13 protein-coding genes and 4 tRNA genes are annotated in these 18,300 nt (G+C 53.5%); 16 read left to right on the top strand and 1 reads right to left on the bottom strand.

Going from position 1 to position 18,300, the window contains the following annotated elements:
- Positions 1-4 precede the first annotated feature (4 nt).
- Genes dppC through dppF form a run of 3 tightly spaced genes read left to right on the top strand, consistent with a single transcriptional unit; the run spans position 5 to position 2,911 of the window.
- Complete coding sequence (gene dppC, locus PI91_RS20950) at positions 5-907, top strand: dipeptide ABC transporter permease DppC (RefSeq protein ID WP_008502771.1); 903 nt, start codon at positions 5-7, stop codon at positions 905-907.
- 10 nt (positions 908-917) lie between these two features.
- Complete coding sequence (dppD, locus tag PI91_RS20945; protein WP_008502772.1) at positions 918-1,901, top strand: dipeptide ABC transporter ATP-binding protein; 984 nt, start codon at positions 918-920, stop codon at positions 1,899-1,901.
- Positions 1,898-2,911, top strand: coding sequence for a dipeptide ABC transporter ATP-binding subunit DppF (gene dppF, locus PI91_RS20940; protein WP_039267024.1), 1,014 nt, complete (start codon positions 1,898-1,900; stop codon positions 2,909-2,911). Before dppD ends, dppF begins: the two co-directional genes overlap by 4 nt.
- A gap of 43 nt (positions 2,912-2,954) precedes the next feature.
- On the opposite strand, the gene coaA is transcribed toward dppF, so the two are convergent.
- Complete coding sequence (gene coaA / locus PI91_RS20935) at positions 2,955-3,905, bottom strand: type I pantothenate kinase (protein WP_021242480.1); 951 nt, start codon at positions 3,903-3,905, stop codon at positions 2,955-2,957.
- A gap of 317 nt (positions 3,906-4,222) precedes the next feature.
- Between coaA and PI91_RS20930 the strand changes: the two genes are divergently transcribed.
- From PI91_RS20930 to rpoC, 13 genes are all read left to right on the top strand, one after another.
- Positions 4,223-4,298, top strand: a tRNA-Thr gene (locus PI91_RS20930).
- A gap of 8 nt (positions 4,299-4,306) precedes the next feature.
- Positions 4,307-4,391: transfer RNA gene (locus PI91_RS20925), tRNA-Tyr, on the top strand.
- Between the two features lie 117 nt (positions 4,392-4,508).
- Positions 4,509-4,583 (top strand) — tRNA-Gly (locus tag PI91_RS20920).
- 6 nt (positions 4,584-4,589) lie between these two features.
- Positions 4,590-4,665, top strand: a tRNA-Thr gene (locus PI91_RS20915).
- A gap of 118 nt (positions 4,666-4,783) precedes the next feature.
- Positions 4,784-5,968, top strand: a complete 1,185-nt coding sequence (tuf, locus tag PI91_RS20910; protein ID WP_014830236.1) for an elongation factor Tu — start codon at positions 4,784-4,786, stop codon at positions 5,966-5,968.
- Between the two features lie 229 nt (positions 5,969-6,197).
- Positions 6,198-6,581: a preprotein translocase subunit SecE gene (gene secE, locus PI91_RS20900; RefSeq protein ID WP_003862342.1), complete on the top strand. Its 384-nt coding sequence runs from the start codon at positions 6,198-6,200 to the stop codon at positions 6,579-6,581.
- Between the two features lies 1 nt (position 6,582).
- Positions 6,583-7,128, top strand: a complete 546-nt coding sequence (gene nusG / locus PI91_RS20895; RefSeq protein WP_003862341.1) for a transcription termination/antitermination protein NusG — start codon at positions 6,583-6,585, stop codon at positions 7,126-7,128.
- Between the two features lie 155 nt (positions 7,129-7,283).
- Entirely contained in the window at positions 7,284-7,712 is a 429-nt protein-coding gene (gene rplK, locus PI91_RS20890) for a 50S ribosomal protein L11 (protein WP_008503452.1), read from the top strand.
- Between the two features lie 3 nt (positions 7,713-7,715).
- The gene (rplA, locus tag PI91_RS20885) at positions 7,716-8,420 is read left to right on the top strand and encodes a 50S ribosomal protein L1 (protein ID WP_006810530.1); all 705 of its coding nucleotides are present in this window, start codon (positions 7,716-7,718) and stop codon (positions 8,418-8,420) included.
- Between the two features lie 291 nt (positions 8,421-8,711).
- Positions 8,712-9,209, top strand: coding sequence for a 50S ribosomal protein L10 (rplJ, locus tag PI91_RS20880; protein ID WP_003862338.1), 498 nt, complete (start codon positions 8,712-8,714; stop codon positions 9,207-9,209).
- A 66-nt stretch (positions 9,210-9,275) separates the two neighbouring features.
- The gene (gene rplL, locus PI91_RS20875; RefSeq protein ID WP_002445276.1) at positions 9,276-9,641 is read left to right on the top strand and encodes a 50S ribosomal protein L7/L12; all 366 of its coding nucleotides are present in this window, start codon (positions 9,276-9,278) and stop codon (positions 9,639-9,641) included.
- A gap of 319 nt (positions 9,642-9,960) precedes the next feature.
- Positions 9,961-13,989, top strand: a complete 4,029-nt coding sequence (rpoB, locus tag PI91_RS20870) for a DNA-directed RNA polymerase subunit beta (RefSeq protein WP_008503453.1) — start codon at positions 9,961-9,963, stop codon at positions 13,987-13,989.
- Positions 13,990-14,065: 76 nt separating this feature from the next.
- Positions 14,066-18,289, top strand: a complete 4,224-nt coding sequence (rpoC, locus tag PI91_RS20865) for a DNA-directed RNA polymerase subunit beta' (protein WP_008503454.1) — start codon at positions 14,066-14,068, stop codon at positions 18,287-18,289.
- Positions 18,290-18,300 lie beyond the last annotated feature (11 nt).

Genomic DNA, 18,300 nt, shown 5'->3' with positions numbered 1-18,300 from the left:
CATCATGTCACAGGTTTCTGAAAACAAAGTTGTTGCTGCACCGGTTCCGATGACGCCGATGCAGGAGTTCTGGCACTACTTCAAGCGCAACAAAGGCGCGGTGGTGGGGCTGGTGTATGTCGCTATCATGATCCTGATTGCGGTTTTTGCGAACGTCCTCGCGCCGTATAACCCGGCGGATCAGTTCCGCGATGCGCTGCTCGCCCCGCCTGCCTGGCAGGATGGCGGTAGCCTGGCGCACCTGCTGGGGACCGATGATGTTGGCCGCGATGTGCTGTCGCGTCTGATGTACGGTGCGCGCCTGTCGCTGCTGGTCGGCTGCCTGGTGGTGGTGTTATCCCTGATTATGGGGATCGTACTGGGTCTGGTTGCCGGCTACTTCGGCGGTATCGTTGATAACATCATCATGCGTATCGTCGACATCATGCTGGCGCTGCCAAGCCTGCTGCTGGCCCTGGTGCTGGTGGCGATCTTCGGTCCGTCGATCGGTAACGCCGCCCTGGCGCTGACGTTCGTGGCGCTTCCTCACTATGTGCGTTTAACCCGTGCGGCGGTGCTGGTGGAAGTGAACCGCGATTACGTCACCGCCTCTCGCGTGGCGGGTGCCGGTGCGATGCGCCAGATGTTCGTCAATATCTTCCCTAACTGCCTTGCGCCGCTGATCGTTCAGGCGTCGCTCGGTTTCTCTAACGCCATTCTTGATATGGCCGCTCTTGGCTTCCTGGGCATGGGTGCGCAGCCGCCAACACCGGAGTGGGGCACCATGCTCTCCGACGTGTTGCAGTTCGCACAAAGCGCCTGGTGGGTTGTCACCTTCCCGGGTCTGGCAATCCTGCTGACGGTGCTGGCATTTAACCTGATGGGTGATGGCCTGCGTGATGCGCTTGATCCCAAACTGAAGCAGTAAGAGGCACGAGATGGCGTTATTAAATGTAGATAAATTATCGGTGCACTTCGGCGATGAAGGCACCCCGTTTCGCGCCGTGGACCGCATCAGCTATAGCGTAAATCAGGGCGAAGTGGTTGGCATTGTCGGGGAGTCCGGTTCCGGTAAGTCAGTGAGCTCGCTGGCGATCATGGGGCTGATTGATTACCCGGGCCGCGTGATGGCGGAAAACCTGCAGTTCAACGGTCAGGACCTGAAGCGCATTTCTGAGAAACAGCGCCGCCAGCTGGTGGGTGCGGAAGTGGCGATGATTTTCCAGGATCCGATGACCAGCCTGAACCCGTGCTACACCGTCGGTTTCCAGATTATGGAAGCAATCAAGGTGCACCAGGGCGGGAATAAGAAAACGCGTCGTCAGCGGGCGATCGATCTGCTGAACCAGGTGGGCATTCCTGACCCGGCATCGCGTCTGGACGTTTACCCGCACCAGCTTTCAGGCGGGATGAGCCAGCGCGTGATGATCGCCATGGCGATTGCCTGTCGGCCAAAGCTGCTGATTGCCGATGAACCGACGACGGCGCTGGACGTGACCATCCAGGCACAGATCATCGAGCTGCTGCTGGAGCTGCAGCAGAAAGAGAACATGGCGCTGGTGCTGATTACGCACGATCTGGCGCTGGTGGCCGAAGCTGCGCACAAAATCATCGTGATGTATGCCGGCCAGGTGGTCGAGACCGGCAATTCACACGATATCTTCCGCGCGCCGCGTCACCCGTATACCCAGGCGCTTTTACGCGCGCTGCCGGAGTTTGCTCAGGATAAAGCGCGTCTGGCGTCGCTGCCGGGTGTGGTGCCGGGCAAATATGACCGTCCGCAGGGCTGTCTGCTCAATCCGCGCTGTCCGTATGCGACGGACAAATGCCGGGCGGAAGAACCAGAGCTGAACCAGCTGGCTGACGGTCGTCAGTCGAAATGCCACTACCCACTCGATGATGCCGGGAGGCCAACACTATGAGTACGCAACAGGCCACCACGCAACAGCCGCTGTTGCAGGCCATCGACCTGAAAAAATATTACCCGGTTAAGAAGGGGCTGTTTGCCTCTGAACGCCTGGTGAAAGCGCTGGACGGCGTCTCCTTTAACCTCGAACGCGGTAAAACGCTGGCGGTGGTGGGGGAGTCCGGCTGCGGGAAATCCACGCTGGGCCGTCTGCTGACGATGATTGAAGTGCCGACCGGCGGCGAGCTCTATTATCAAGGGCAGGATCTGCTCAAGCACGACCCGCAGGCGCAGAAGCTGCGTCGCCAGAAAATCCAGATTGTGTTCCAGAACCCGTACGGTTCGCTGAACCCGCGTAAAAAGGTGGGGCAGATTCTGGAAGAGCCGCTGCTGATCAACAGTAATCTGAGCAAAGAGCAGCGCCGTGAAAAAGCGCTGGCGATGATGGCGAAGGTCGGCCTCAAAACCGAGCACTATGACCGCTACCCGCACATGTTCTCCGGTGGCCAGCGTCAGCGTATCGCCATCGCACGCGGGCTGATGCTTGACCCGGACGTGGTGATTGCCGATGAGCCGGTGTCGGCGCTCGACGTCTCCGTGCGGGCGCAGGTGCTGAACCTGATGATGGATCTCCAGCAGGAGCTGGGGCTCTCCTACGTGTTCATCTCCCACGACCTGTCGGTGGTGGAGCATATTGCCGATGAAGTGATGGTGATGTACCTGGGGCGCTGCGTGGAGAAGGGGACCAAAGACCAGATCTTTAATAACCCTCGTCACCCTTATACCCAGGCGCTGCTGTCTGCGACGCCGCGTCTGAACCCGGACGATCGTCGTGAGCGTATTAAGCTGACGGGTGAACTGCCAAGCCCGCTGAATCCGCCTCCGGGATGTGCATTCAACGCCCGCTGCAGTCGCCGCTTTGGCCCGTGCACCCAGCTCCAGCCGCAGCTGAAGGATTATGGCGGCCAGCTGGTTGCCTGCTTCGCGGTCGATCAGGATGAAAATGGCGAGAAGCCACAGGCATAACGAAAAAAACCGGCGATAAGCCGGTTTTTTTATGTCTGCTTGATTATTTCCGCAGGCGAATCTGGTCGACGGCGTGCTTCTCGCTCTTGGTGAGGATCAGGCTCGCGCGCTCGCGCGTCGGCAGGATGTTCTCTTTGAGGTTCACGTAGTTGATTTCATTCCACAGTCCCGTGGCCACATTGATCGCTTCTTCTTCAGAAAGCTGAGCATAGTGGTGAAAATAGGAATCCGGGTCAGTGAACGCCCCTTCGCGGAACTTCAGGAAGCGGTTGATGTACCAGTTTTGCAGCAGGTCTTCCGGCGCATCGACATAAATAGAGAAATCGACGAAATCCGAGACAAAGACGTGATGCGGATCGTGAGGATAGTCCATGCCGCTTTGCAGCACGTTGAGTCCTTCCAGAATGAGAATATCCGGCTGGACCACCGTCTTATCCCCACCCGGGATGCGATCGTAGATCAGGTGCGAATAGACCGGCGCCGTCACGTGAGGCACGCCGGATTTCAGATCGGAGACAAACTTCACCAGACGGTGCATATCATAAGAGAGCGGGAAGCCTTTCTTCTTCATCAGCCCGCGTTCTTTTAATACTTCGTTTGGATGCAGGAAGCCGTCGGTCGTGATCAGCTCCACGCTGCGGTGTTCCGGCCAGCGGCTCAACAGTGCCTGCAGGACGCGTGCGGTGGTGCTTTTACCCACGGCCACGCTGCCTGCGATACTGATGATATAAGGAATGCGTTGACCGTTCGTCCCGAGAAACTGCTCCAGCACCGCCTGACGACGCAGGTTCGAGCTGATATAGAAGTTAAGCAAGCGCGAGAGGGGGAGATAAATTTCTGCCACTTCTTCAAGGGACAGATCTTCGTTTATCCCTTTTAACCGTGCGATTTCACCTTCCGTCAGCGTCATAGGGACGGAATCACGCAGGGCAGCCCACTGGCTGCGGTTAAAGTGAAGATAAGGCGTCATTAACGTTTGCTCTTTTTTGCTCATAAGCATGCTTCAGTGAGCCAGCATTAAACTGCCGGATCGTGGCTCATCACACAGTTAATTTTGGACAATGGGCAGGAGGTTAACACCAGATGACAGGAATAATAAGAAAAAAGATGGAAAGCGCTGCGTTACGCGGAGGCCGTCACGCTACGGTGTTTACAGTGCAAATACCCCTTACATGTTGATTATTTGACCGTGAATGACTACTTTTACAGCGCTCAACACGCTGTTAGCATAAAATGTGAGCGAAAGAACGTTTTATGCAAATTTTTAGTTGCATGACCGCGCAGGTATCCATAGAATGCGCGCTACTTGATGCCGACTTAGCTCAGTAGGTAGAGCAACTGACTTGTAATCAGTAGGTCACCAGTTCGATTCCGGTAGTCGGCACCATCAAGTCCGGTGGGGTTCCCGAGCGGCCAAAGGGAGCAGACTGTAAATCTGCCGTCACAGACTTCGAAGGTTCGAATCCTTCCCCCACCACCACTTTCTGGCAGCGTAAATGCCGCCGGAGCTGGTTGGAAAAATTAGCCAGCTCAAACTGAAAAAGAGAGAAATCTCTTTTTTTGTTACAGAAAGAACTGGGTAGCCGAGTTTCAGGATGCGGGCATCGTATAATGGCTATTACCTCAGCCTTCCAAGCTGATGATGCGGGTTCGATTCCCGCTGCCCGCTCCAATACGTGCTGATATGGCTCAGTTGGTAGAGCGCACCCTTGGTAAGGGTGAGGTCCCCAGTTCGACTCTGGGTATCAGCACCACTTCACTTCTCCTTCCCATTTCTCTCTGTTTCAATTTTACTGTATTCAACAATTCAGGCATTTCGCCTGGTTGATGTGGTGATATCACCGATTTATCCGTGTCTTAGAGGGACAATCGATGTCTAAAGAAAAGTTTGAACGTACAAAACCGCACGTTAACGTCGGTACTATCGGCCACGTTGACCATGGTAAAACAACGCTGACCGCTGCAATCACTACCGTTCTGGCAAAAACCTACGGTGGTTCTGCTCGTGCATTCGACCAGATCGATAACGCACCAGAAGAAAAAGCTCGTGGTATCACCATCAACACCTCTCACGTTGAGTACGACACCCCGACTCGCCACTACGCACACGTAGACTGCCCAGGCCACGCCGACTATGTTAAAAACATGATCACCGGTGCTGCGCAGATGGACGGCGCGATCCTGGTTGTTGCTGCGACTGACGGCCCAATGCCTCAGACTCGTGAGCACATCCTGCTGGGTCGTCAGGTAGGCGTTCCTTACATCATCGTGTTCCTGAACAAATGCGACATGGTTGATGACGAAGAGCTGCTGGAACTGGTAGAGATGGAAGTTCGTGAACTGCTGTCTCAGTACGATTTCCCAGGCGACGATACCCCAATCGTTCGTGGTTCTGCTCTGAAAGCGCTGGAAGGCGACGCAGAGTGGGAAGCGAAAATCATCGAACTGGCTGGCTTCCTGGATTCTTACATCCCAGAACCAGAGCGTGCGATTGACAAGCCATTCCTGCTGCCAATCGAAGACGTATTCTCCATCTCCGGTCGTGGTACCGTTGTTACCGGTCGTGTAGAGCGCGGTATCATCAAAGTTGGTGAAGAAGTTGAAATCGTTGGTATCAAAGAGACTGCGAAGTCTACCTGTACTGGCGTTGAAATGTTCCGCAAACTGCTGGACGAAGGCCGTGCTGGTGAGAACGTTGGTGTTCTGCTGCGTGGTATCAAACGTGAAGAAATCGAACGTGGTCAGGTTCTGGCGAAGCCAGGCTCAATCAAGCCACACACCAAGTTCGAATCTGAAGTGTACATCCTGTCCAAAGACGAAGGCGGCCGTCATACTCCGTTCTTCAAAGGCTACCGTCCACAGTTCTACTTCCGTACTACTGACGTGACCGGTACCATCGAACTGCCAGAAGGCGTTGAGATGGTAATGCCAGGCGACAACATCAAGATGGTTGTGACTCTGATCCACCCAATCGCGATGGACGACGGTCTGCGTTTCGCAATCCGTGAAGGTGGCCGTACCGTTGGCGCGGGCGTGGTTGCTAAAGTTCTCGGCTAATTGCTGATAACATTTGACGCAATGCGCAATAAAAGGGCATCATTTGATGCCCTTTTTGCACGCTTTCACGTCAGAACCTGGCTCATCAGTGATTATTTTTGTCATAATCATTGCTGAGACAGGCTCTGCAGAGAGCGTATAATTCGAAAAGCGAATTAGCATTTCGATTTGGTTTGCCTCGCAATCGCGGGGTGAAAATGTTTGTAGAATACTTCTGACAGGTTGGTTTATGAGTGCGAATACCGAAGCTCAAGGGAGCGGGCGCGGCCTGGAAGCGATGAAATGGGTAGTAGTAGCCGTTCTGCTGATCGTAGCGATTGTCGGCAACTACCTTTATCGTGACATGATGCTGCCGCTACGCGCGCTTGCAGTGGTAATTCTGATTGCTGCAGCGGGTGGTGTCGCGCTGTTGACGACGAAAGGCAAAGCGACCGTCGCTTTTGCTCGCGAAGCGCGTACCGAAGTCCGTAAGGTAATTTGGCCGACTCGCCAGGAAACATTGCACACCACGCTGATCGTAGCGGCGGTTACCGCTGTAATGTCACTGATCCTGTGGGGACTGGATGGTATTCTGGTTCGCCTGGTATCCTTTATCACTGGCCTGAGGTTCTGAGATGTCTGAAGCCCCTAAAAAGCGCTGGTACGTCGTTCAGGCGTTTTCCGGTTTTGAAGGCCGCGTAGCAACGTCGCTGCGTGAGCATATCAAATTACACAACATGGAAGAGTTATTTGGCGAAGTTATGGTTCCGACCGAAGAAGTGGTCGAGATCCGTGGCGGCCAGCGTCGCAAAAGCGAGCGCAAATTCTTCCCGGGTTACGTGCTGGTTCAGATGGTGATGAACGACGCGAGCTGGCACCTGGTGCGCAGCGTACCGCGCGTGATGGGCTTTATCGGCGGCACGTCTGACCGTCCAGCGCCAATCAGCGACAAAGAAGTGGATGCGATTATGAACCGCCTGCAGCAGGTTGGTGATAAGCCGCGTCCGAAAACGCTGTTTGAACCGGGTGAAATGGTTCGTGTTAATGACGGTCCGTTTGCTGACTTTAACGGCGTCGTTGAAGAAGTGGACTACGAAAAGTCCCGCCTGAAAGTTTCAGTATCTATCTTCGGTCGTGCGACCCCGGTAGAACTGGACTTTGCGCAGGTCGAAAAAGCCTAAGCAGCGATCAAAAAAGCGACGATTTAATCGTTGCACAGGGCGCGAGATTGGAATACAATTTCGCGCCTTTTGTTTTTATGGGCCCGGCCCGTAAAACGAATTTTATTCACGGGGAGCCTCACTGAGGCGCTATTACCCAATCAGAGGATTTTAGAATGGCTAAGAAAGTACAAGCCTACGTCAAGCTGCAGGTTGCAGCTGGTATGGCGAACCCAAGTCCACCAGTTGGTCCAGCTCTGGGTCAGCAGGGTGTGAACATCATGGAATTCTGTAAAGCGTTCAACGCAAAAACGGAATCCCTGGAAAAAGGTCTGCCAATCCCAGTCGTAATCACTGTTTACGCTGACCGTTCTTTCACTTTCGTTACCAAAACCCCTCCTGCAGCAGTTCTGCTGAAGAAAGCGGCTGGTATCAAGTCTGGTTCTGGTAAACCGAACAAAGACAAAGTGGGTAAAATTTCCCGCGCTCAGCTGCAGGAAATCGCGCAGACCAAAGCTGCCGACATGACTGGTGCCGACATTGAAGCGATGACTCGCTCAATCGAAGGTACTGCACGTTCCATGGGCCTGGTAGTGGAGGACTAAGAAATGGCTAAACTGACCAAGCGCATGTCCGTGATCCGTGACAAAGTTGATGCGACCAAACAGTACGACATCAACGAAGCTATCGCTCTGCTGAAAGAACTGGCAACTGCTAAGTTCGTTGAAAGCGTTGACGTTGCCGTTAACCTGGGCATCGACGCGCGTAAATCCGATCAGAACGTTCGTGGCGCAACTGTACTGCCACACGGTACTGGCCGTTCCGTTCGCGTAGCTGTATTTGCTCAGGGTGCAAACGCTGAAGCTGCTAAAGCTGCCGGCGCTGAACTGGTAGGTATGGAAGATCTGGCTGATCAGATCAAGAAAGGCGAAATGAACTTTGACGTTGTTATTGCTTCTCCAGATGCAATGCGCGTTGTTGGCCAGCTGGGCCAGGTTCTGGGTCCACGCGGCCTGATGCCAAACCCGAAAGTGGGTACTGTAACCCCTAACGTTGCTGAAGCGGTTAAGAACGCTAAAGCAGGTCAGGTTCGTTATCGTAACGACAAAAACGGCATCATCCACACCACCATCGGTAAAGTGGACTTTGACGCTGACAAACTGAAAGAAAACCTGGAAGCTCTGCTGGTTGCGCTGAAAAAAGCAAAACCAACTCAGGCGAAAGGCGTGTACATCAAGAAAGTTAGCATTTCCACCACCATGGGTGCAGGTGTTGCAGTTGACCAGGCTGGCCTGAGCGCTGCTGCAAACTAATGCCTTTACGTGGGCGGTGATTTTGTCTACAATCTTACCCCCACGTTTGCTAACAATTGTTAGCGGCTAAAAGATTTGTTCGTTGGAGCCTGGCCTAATCCAGGCCTCCGTCGAAGACCGCAGGTGTTTCGCAAGAGACTTAATCCCCTGCGTAGACGGTGACAGAACGCTAAGATTATTTTTGGATACTCTGGCTTGTTTCTGCTCACCGTATTAAGACGCTCTTCCCGTTGGGGAGAGTGAAGTGAGTTCCGGAACATGAGTTCCGGCAAACATCCAGGAGCAAAGCTAATGGCTTTAAATCTTCAAGACAAACAAGCGATTGTTGCTGAAGTCAGCGAAGTAGCCAAAGGCGCGCTGTCTGCAGTAGTTGCGGATTCCCGTGGCGTTACTGTAGACAAAATGACTGAACTGCGTAAAGCAGGTCGTGAAGCTGGCGTATACATGCGTGTTGTTCGTAACACCCTGCTGCGCCGCGTAGTTGAAGGTACTCAGTTCGAGTGCCTGAAAGACACGTTTGTTGGTCCGACCCTGATTGCATACTCTATGGAACACCCGGGCGCTGCTGCTCGTCTGTTCAAAGAGTTCGCGAAAGCGAATGCAAAATTTGAGGTCAAAGCTGCAGCCTTTGAAGGTGAGTTGATCCCGGCATCGCAAATCGATCGCCTGGCAACCCTGCCGACCTACGAAGAAGCAATTGCACGCCTGATGGCAACCATGAAAGAAGCTGCGGCTGGCAAACTGGTTCGCACTCTGGCTGCTGTACGCGATGCGAAAGAAGCTGCTTAATCGCAGTTATCTTTATAAAGCATTTGCTTACGTATAAACTTATTCTGATTTTCAGGAACAATTTAAATGTCTATCACTAAAGATCAAATCATTGAAGCAGTAGCAGCTATGTCCGTAATGGACGTTGTAGAGCTGGTTTCTGCAATGGAAGAAAAATTCGGTGTTTCTGCTGCTGCTGCTGTAGCTGTAGCTGCGGGCCCGGCTGAAGCTGCTGAAGAAAAAACTGAATTCGACGTAATTCTGAAAGCTGCTGGCGCGAACAAAGTTGCTGTTATCAAAGCAGTACGTGGCGCAACTGGCTTGGGTCTGAAAGAAGCTAAAGACCTGGTAGAATCTGCTCCAGCTGCGCTGAAAGAAGGCGTGAGCAAAGACGACGCAGAAGCACTGAAAAAATCTCTGGAAGAAGCTGGCGCTGAAGTTGAAGTTAAATAAGCCAACTTTTCTGGTTGCAGCCTAAGAAATTAGGCTGATGGCTGGTGACTTTTTAGTCACCAGCCTTTTTGCGCTGTAAGGCATCAGTAGCATTTCACACTGTTTGACTGCTGATTGTCCTGACAATGCATGTTTCTATCGACGACTTAATATATTGCGACAGGGTGCTCGCTCTGTGTAAATCGCAATGAAATGGTTTAAGCGTGATAGCAACAGGTATTGCGGAAAGTATTCAATTTTCCGGTCCACAAAATGGTGTTGCACAAACTGTCCCTTCGTCGGACAGATGGGTCGACTTGTCAGCGAGCTGAGGAACCCTATGGTTTACTCCTATACCGAGAAAAAACGTATTCGTAAGGATTTTGGTAAACGTCCACAAGTTCTGGACATTCCATATCTCCTTTCTATCCAGCTTGACTCGTTCCAGAAGTTTATCGAGCAAGATCCTGAAGGGCAGTACGGTCTGGAAGCAGCCTTCCGCTCCGTGTTCCCGATTCAGAGCTACAGCGGTAACTCCGAGCTGCAGTACGTCAGCTACCGCCTTGGCGAACCGGTGTTTGACGTTCAGGAATGTCAGATCCGTGGCGTGACCTATTCCGCACCGCTGCGCGTGAAACTGCGTCTGGTGATCTACGAGCGCGAAGCGCCGGAAGGCACCGTAAAAGACATTAAAGAACAAGAAGTCTACATGGGTGAAATTCCACTCATGACGGACAACGGTACTTTCGTTATTAACGGTACTGAGCGTGTTATCGTTTCCCAGCTGCATCGTAGCCCGGGCGTCTTCTTCGACAGCGATAAAGGTAAAACGCACTCTTCCGGTAAAGTACTGTATAACGCACGCATCATTCCTTACCGTGGTTCCTGGCTGGACTTCGAGTTCGATCCAAAAGACAACCTGTTTGTCCGTATCGACCGTCGTCGTAAACTGCCTGCAACCATCATTCTGCGTGCACTGAACTATACCACTGAGCAGATCCTGGACCTGTTCTTTGAGAAAGTGATCTTTGAAATCCGCGACAACAAGCTGCAGATGGAGCTGGTGCCGGAACGTCTGCGTGGTGAGACCGCGTCGTTCGACATCGAAGCCGACGGCAAAGTGTATGTGGAAAAAGGTCGCCGTATCACCGCGCGCCACATCCGCCAGCTGGAAAAAGATGATATCAAACACATCGAAGTTCCGGTTGAATACATTGCAGGAAAAGTAGCCGCGAAAGATTACGTTGATGAATCAACTGGCGAGCTGATCTGCCCGGCTAACATGGAGCTGAGCCTGGATCTGCTGGCTAAGCTGAGTCAGGCTGGCCACAAACGTATCGAAACGCTGTTCACCAACGATCTGGACCACGGTCCGTACATCTCTGAGACTGTACGCGTCGACCCAACCAACGATCGTCTGAGCGCGCTGGTTGAAATCTACCGCATGATGCGTCCTGGTGAGCCACCAACTCGCGAAGCGGCTGAAAGCCTGTTCGAGAACCTGTTCTTCTCCGAAGACCGCTACGATCTGTCCGCGGTTGGTCGTATGAAGTTCAACCGTTCTCTGCTGCGCGACGAAATCGAAGGTTCCGGTATCCTGAGCAAAGACGACATCATCGAAGTGATGAAGAAGCTCATCGATATCCGTAACGGCAAAGGCGAAGTGGACGACATCGACCACCTCGGCAACCGTCGTATCCGTTCCGTAGGCGAAATGGCGGAAAACCAGTTCCGCGTTGGCCTGGTACGTGTAGAGCGTGCGGTGAAAGAGCGTCTGTCTCTGGGCGATCTGGATACCCTGATGCCTCAGGATATGATCAACGCCAAGCCGATTTCTGCAGCAGTGAAAGAGTTCTTCGGTTCCAGCCAGCTGTCTCAGTTCATGGACCAGAACAACCCGCTGTCTGAGATTACGCACAAGCGTCGTATCTCTGCACTCGGCCCAGGCGGTCTGACCCGTGAACGTGCAGGCTTCGAAGTTCGAGACGTACACCCGACCCACTACGGTCGCGTATGTCCAATCGAAACGCCTGAAGGTCCAAACATCGGTCTGATCAACTCCCTGTCCGTGTACGCACAGACTAACGAATACGGTTTCCTCGAGACCCCGTACCGTAAAGTGACCGACGGTGTTGTTACCGACGAAATTCATTACCTGTCTGCTATCGAAGAAGGCAACTACGTTATCGCTCAGGCGAACTCCAACCTGGATGACGAAGGCCACTTTGTAGAAGATCTGGTGACCTGCCGTAGCAAAGGCGAATCCAGCTTGTTCAGCCGCGACCAGGTTGACTACATGGACGTATCCACCCAGCAGGTGGTATCCGTCGGTGCGTCCCTGATCCCGTTCCTGGAACACGATGACGCCAACCGTGCATTGATGGGTGCGAACATGCAACGTCAGGCCGTTCCAACTCTGCGTGCTGATAAGCCGCTGGTTGGTACCGGTATGGAACGTGCTGTTGCCGTTGACTCCGGTGTTACTGCAGTTGCTAAACGTGGCGGTACTGTTCAGTACGTGGATGCCTCCCGTATCGTTATCAAAGTTAACGAAGACGAGATGTACCCGGGCGAAGCAGGTATCGACATTTATAACCTGACCAAATACACCCGTTCTAACCAGAACACCTGTATCAACCAGATGCCTTGCGTATCTCTGGGTGAGCCAGTTGAGCGCGGCGACGTGCTGGCAGACGGTCCGTCCACCGACCTCGGTGAACTGGCGCTCGGTCAGAACATGCGCGTAGCGTTCATGCCGTGGAACGGTTACAACTTCGAAGACTCCATCCTCGTCTCCGAGCGTGTGGTTCAGGAAGATCGTTTCACCACCATCCACATTCAGGAACTGGCGTGTGTGTCCCGTGACACCAAGCTGGGGCCAGAAGAGATCACTGCTGACATCCCTAACGTGGGTGAAGCTGCGCTCTCCAAACTGGATGAATCCGGTATTGTTTACATCGGTGCGGAAGTGACCGGCGGCGACATTCTGGTGGGTAAGGTTACGCCGAAAGGTGAAACCCAGCTGACGCCAGAAGAGAAACTGCTGCGTGCCATCTTCGGTGAGAAAGCGTCTGACGTTAAAGACTCTTCTCTGCGCGTACCAAACGGTGTTTCCGGTACGGTTATCGACGTTCAGGTCTTCACTCGTGATGGCGTTGAGAAAGATAAGCGTGCGCTGGAAATCGAAGAGATGCAGCTCAAACAGGCTAAGAAAGACCTGTCTGAAGAGCTGCAGATCCTCGAAGCGGGTCTGTTCAGCCGTATCTATGCGGTGCTGGTTGCCGGTGGCGTTGAAGCTGAGAAGCTCGACAAACTGCCACGCGATCGCTGGCTGGAACTGGGCCTGACCGACGAAGAGAAACAAAATCAGCTGGAACAGCTGGCTGAGCAGTATGACGAACTGAAACACGAGTTCGAGAAAAAACTCGAAGCGAAACGCCGCAAAATCACTCAGGGCGACGATCTGGCACCAGGCGTGCTGAAGATTGTTAAGGTCTATCTGGCTGTTAAACGTCAGATCCAGCCTGGTGATAAGATGGCAGGTCGTCACGGTAACAAGGGTGTTATCTCTAAGATCAACCCGATCGAAGATATGCCGCACGATGCTAACGGTACGCCGGTAGATATCGTACTGAACCCACTGGGCGTACCGTCTCGTATGAACATTGGTCAGATCCTGGAAACTCACCTGGGTATGGCTGCGAAAGGCATCGGCGACAAGATTAACGCCATGCTGAAACAGCAGCAGGAAGTCGCGAAACTGCGCGAATTCATCCAGCGTGCCTACGATCTGGGTACCGACGTGCGTCAGAAAGTCGACCTGAACACCTTCAGCGATGAAGAAGTGCTGCGTCTGGCAGAGAACCTGCGCAAAGGTATGCCAATTGCAACGCCGGTATTCGACGGTGCAAAAGAAGCTGAAATTAAAGAGCTGCTGCAACTGGGTGGTCTGCCAACGTCTGGTCAGATTACGCTGTTTGACGGCCGTACCGGTGAACAGTTCGAACGTCCGGTAACCGTAGGTTACATGTACATGCTGAAACTGAACCACCTGGTCGACGACAAGATGCACGCTCGTTCTACCGGTTCTTACAGCCTGGTTACTCAGCAGCCGCTGGGTGGTAAGGCACAGTTCGGTGGTCAGCGCTTCGGGGAGATGGAAGTGTGGGCGCTGGAAGCATACGGCGCGGCATACACCCTGCAGGAAATGCTTACCGTTAAGTCTGATGACGTGAACGGTCGTACCAAGATGTATAAGAACATCGTGGACGGCAACCATCAGATGGAACCAGGCATGCCAGAATCCTTCAACGTACTGTTGAAAGAGATTCGTTCGCTGGGTATCAACATCGAACTGGAAGACGAGTAATTCTCGCTCAAACAGGTCACTGGTGCCGGGTTAACCCCCGGCACCGGATTGTGCTAACTCCGACGGGAGCAAATCCGTGAAAGATTTATTAAAGTTTCTGAAAGCGCAGACTAAAACCGAAGAGTTTGATGCGATCAAAATTGCTCTGGCTTCGCCAGACATGATCCGTTCATGGTCTTTCGGTGAAGTTAAAAAGCCGGAAACCATCAACTACCGTACGTTCAAGCCTGAGCGTGACGGCCTTTTCTGTGCGCGTATTTTCGGGCCAGTAAAAGATTACGAGTGCCTGTGCGGTAAGTACAAGCGCCTGAAACACCGCGGTGTGATCTGTGAGAAGTGCGGCGTTGAAGTGACCCAGACCAAAGTGCGCCGTGAGCGCATGGGCCACATCGAGCTGGCGTCTCCGACTGCTCACATCTGGTTCCTGAAATCACTGCCGTCCCGTATCGGTCTGCTGCTGGATATGCCGCTGCGTGATATCGAACGTGTTCTGTACTTCGAATCTTATGTGGTTATCGAAGGCGGGATGACGAACCTGGAACGTCATCAGATCCTGACTGAAGAGCAGTATCTGGACGCGCTGGAAGAGTTCGGTGACGAATTCGACGCGAAGATGGGTGCGGAAGCTATTCAGGCTCTGCTGAAGAGCATGGATCTGGAGCAAGAGTGCGAGCAGCTGCGTGAAGAGCTGAACGAAACCAACTCCGAAACCAAGCGTAAAAAACTGACCAAGCGTATCAAACTGCTGGAAGCGTTCGTTCAGTCTGGTAACAAGCCAGAGTGGATGATCCTGACCGTTCTGCCGGTTCTGCCGCCAGATCTGCGTCCACTGGTTCCGCTGGATGGTGGTCGTTTCGCAACGTCCGATCTGAACGATCTGTATCGTCGCGTGATCAACCGTAACAACCGTCTGAAACGTCTGCTGGATCTGGCTGCGCCGGACATCATCGTACGCAACGAAAAACGTATGCTGCAGGAAGCGGTAGATGCCCTGCTGGATAACGGTCGTCGCGGTCGTGCGATCACCGGTTCTAACAAACGTCCTCTGAAATCTTTGGCCGACATGATCAAAGGTAAACAGGGTCGTTTCCGTCAGAACCTGCTCGGTAAGCGTGTTGACTACTCCGGTCGTTCTGTAATCACCGTAGGTCCATACCTGCGTCTGCATCAGTGCGGTCTGCCGAAGAAAATGGCACTGGAGCTGTTCAAACCGTTCATCTACGGCAAGCTGGAACTGCGTGGCCTGGCCACCACCATCAAAGCCGCTAAGAAAATGGTTGAGCGTGAAGAAGCTGTCGTTTGGGATATCCTGGACGAAGTTATCCGCGAACACCCGGTACTGCTGAACCGTGCACCAACACTGCACCGTCTGGGTATCCAGGCATTTGAGCCAGTCCTGATCGAAGGTAAAGCGATCCAGCTGCACCCGCTGGTTTGTGCGGCATATAACGCCGACTTCGATGGTGACCAGATGGCTGTTCACGTACCGCTGACGCTGGAAGCCCAGCTCGAAGCGCGTGCGCTGATGATGTCTACCAACAACATCCTGTCTCCAGCGAACGGTGAGCCAATCATTGTTCCTTCTCAGGACGTTGTACTGGGTCTGTACTACATGACCCGTGACTGTGTTAACGCCAAAGGCGAAGGCATGGTGCTGACTGGCCCGAAAGAAGCTGAGCGTATTTATCGCGCTGGCCTGGCCTCTCTGCATGCGCGCGTTAAAGTGCGTATCACCGAATACGAAAAAGATGCAAACGGCGAATTCGTTGCGAAAACCAGCCTGAAAGACACGACCGTTGGCCGTGCCATTCTGTGGATGATCGTACCGAAAGGTCTGCCTTTCTCCATCGTCAACCAGGCGCTGGGCAAGAAAGCGATCTCCAAAATGCTGAACACCTGTTACCGCATTCTGGGCCTGAAGCCGACCGTTATCTTCGCTGACCAGACTATGTACACCGGCTTTGCTTATGCAGCGCGTTCAGGTGCATCTGTTGGTATCGATGACATGGTCATCCCAGAGAAGAAACACGAGATCATCTCTGAAGCGGAAGCTGAAGTTGCTGAGATCCAGGAGCAGTTCCAGTCTGGTCTGGTTACCGCGGGCGAACGCTATAACAAAGTTATCGATATCTGGGCAGCGGCGAACGATCGTGTATCCAAAGCGATGATGGACAACCTGCAGACCGAAACCGTGATTAACCGTGACGGCGTAGAAGAGCAGCAGGTTTCCTTCAACAGCATCTACATGATGGCCGACTCCGGTGCGCGTGGTTCTGCAGCACAGATTCGTCAGCTGGCAGGTATGCGTGGTCTGATGGCGAAGCCAGATGGCTCCATCATCGAAACGCCAATCACCGCGAACTTCCGTGAAGGTCTGAACGTACTCCAGTACTTCATCTCCACGCACGGTGCGCGTAAAGGTCTGGCGGATACCGCACTGAAAACCGCGAACTCCGGTTATCTGACGCGTCGTCTGGTAGACGTTGCGCAGGATCTGGTTGTGACCGAAGACGATTGTGGCACCCTCGAAGGTATCACCATGACCCCGGTTATCGAGGGTGGTGATGTTAAAGAGCCACTGCGCGATCGCGTACTGGGTCGTGTGACCGCGGAAGACATCCTGAAGCCGGGCACCGCAGACATTCTGGTTCCACGCAACACCCTGCTGCACGAACAGTGGTGTGACCTGCTGGAAGCGAACTCTGTTGACTCCGTGAAGGTGCGTTCCGTTGTATCCTGTGACACCGACTTTGGTGTATGTGCGCACTGCTACGGTCGTGACCTGGCGCGTGGCCACATCATCAACAAAGGTGAAGCCATCGGCGTTATCGCGGCACAGTCCATCGGTGAGCCGGGTACACAGCTGACGATGCGTACGTTCCACATCGGTGGTGCGGCATCTCGTGCGGCTGCTGAATCCAGCATCCAGGTGAAAAACAAAGGTAGCATCAAGCTCAGCAACGCGAAATCGGTTGTGAACTCCAGCGGTAAACTGGTTATCACTTCACGTAACACCGAGCTGAAGCTGATCGACGAATTCGGTCGTACCAAAGAGAGCTATAAAGTGCCTTACGGTGCGGTTATGGCGAAAGGTGATGGCGAGCAGGTTGCCGGCGGTGAAACCGTTGCAAACTGGGATCCACACACCATGCCGGTTATCACCGAAGTAAGTGGTTTCATCCGCTTCACTGACATGATCGACGGCCAGACCATTACTCGTCAGACTGACGAGCTGACCGGTCTGTCTTCTCTGGTGGTTCTGGATTCTGCTGAACGTACTACCGGTGGTAAAGATCTGCGTCCTGCACTGAAAATCGTTGATGCTCAGGGTAATGACGTTCTGATCCCAGGTACCGATATGCCTGCGCAGTACTTCCTGCCGGGTAAAGCGATTGTACAGCTGGAAGATGGCGTACAGATCAGCTCTGGTGACACCCTGGCGCGTATTCCTCAGGAATCCGGCGGTACCAAGGACATCACCGGTGGTCTGCCACGCGTTGCGGACCTGTTCGAAGCACGTCGTCCGAAAGAGCCGGCAATCCTGGCTGAAATCAGCGGTATCATCTCCTTCGGTAAAGAGACCAAAGGTAAGCGCCGTCTGGTTATCACTCCAGTAGATGGCAGCGAACCGTACGAAGAGATGATTCCTAAGTGGCGTCAGCTCAACGTGTTCGAAGGTGAACGCGTAGAACGTGGTGACGTGGTTTCCGACGGTCCAGAAGCGCCGCACGACATCCTGCGTCTGCGTGGTGTGCATGCTGTTACTCGTTACATCGTTAACGAAGTACAGGACGTATACCGCCTGCAGGGCGTTAAGATTAACGATAAACACATCGAAGTTATCGTTCGTCAGATGCTGCGTAAAGCAACCATCGAAAACGCGGGCAGCTCCGAGTTCCTCGAAGGCGAGCAGGTTGAATACTCACGCGTCAAGATCGCTAACCGCGAACTGGAAGCGAACGGCAAAATCGGTGCGACCTTCTCGCGCGATCTGCTGGGTATCACCAAAGCGTCTCTGGCAACCGAGTCCTTCATCTCTGCAGCATCGTTCCAGGAAACGACTCGTGTCCTGACCGAAGCCGCTGTTGCAGGTAAACGTGATGAACTGCGCGGTCTGAAAGAGAACGTTATCGTGGGTCGTCTGATCCCGGCTGGTACCGGTTATGCGTACCATCAGGATCGTATGCGTCGTCGTGCTGCAGGCGAACTGCCAGCTGCACCGCAGGTTACTGCTGAAGATGCATCCGCGAGCCTGGCAGAACTGCTGAACGCAGGTCTGGGTGGCTCCGACAACGAGTAATCGTTGAGTCG

It is taken from the genome of Enterobacter sp. FB, assembly GCF_000805795.1.
Classification (GTDB): Bacteria; Pseudomonadota; Gammaproteobacteria; order Enterobacterales; family Enterobacteriaceae; genus Enterobacter; species Enterobacter roggenkampii.
Note: the sequence above shows the minus strand (reverse complement) of the source record. Positions and strands in the feature narration are given on the sequence as shown.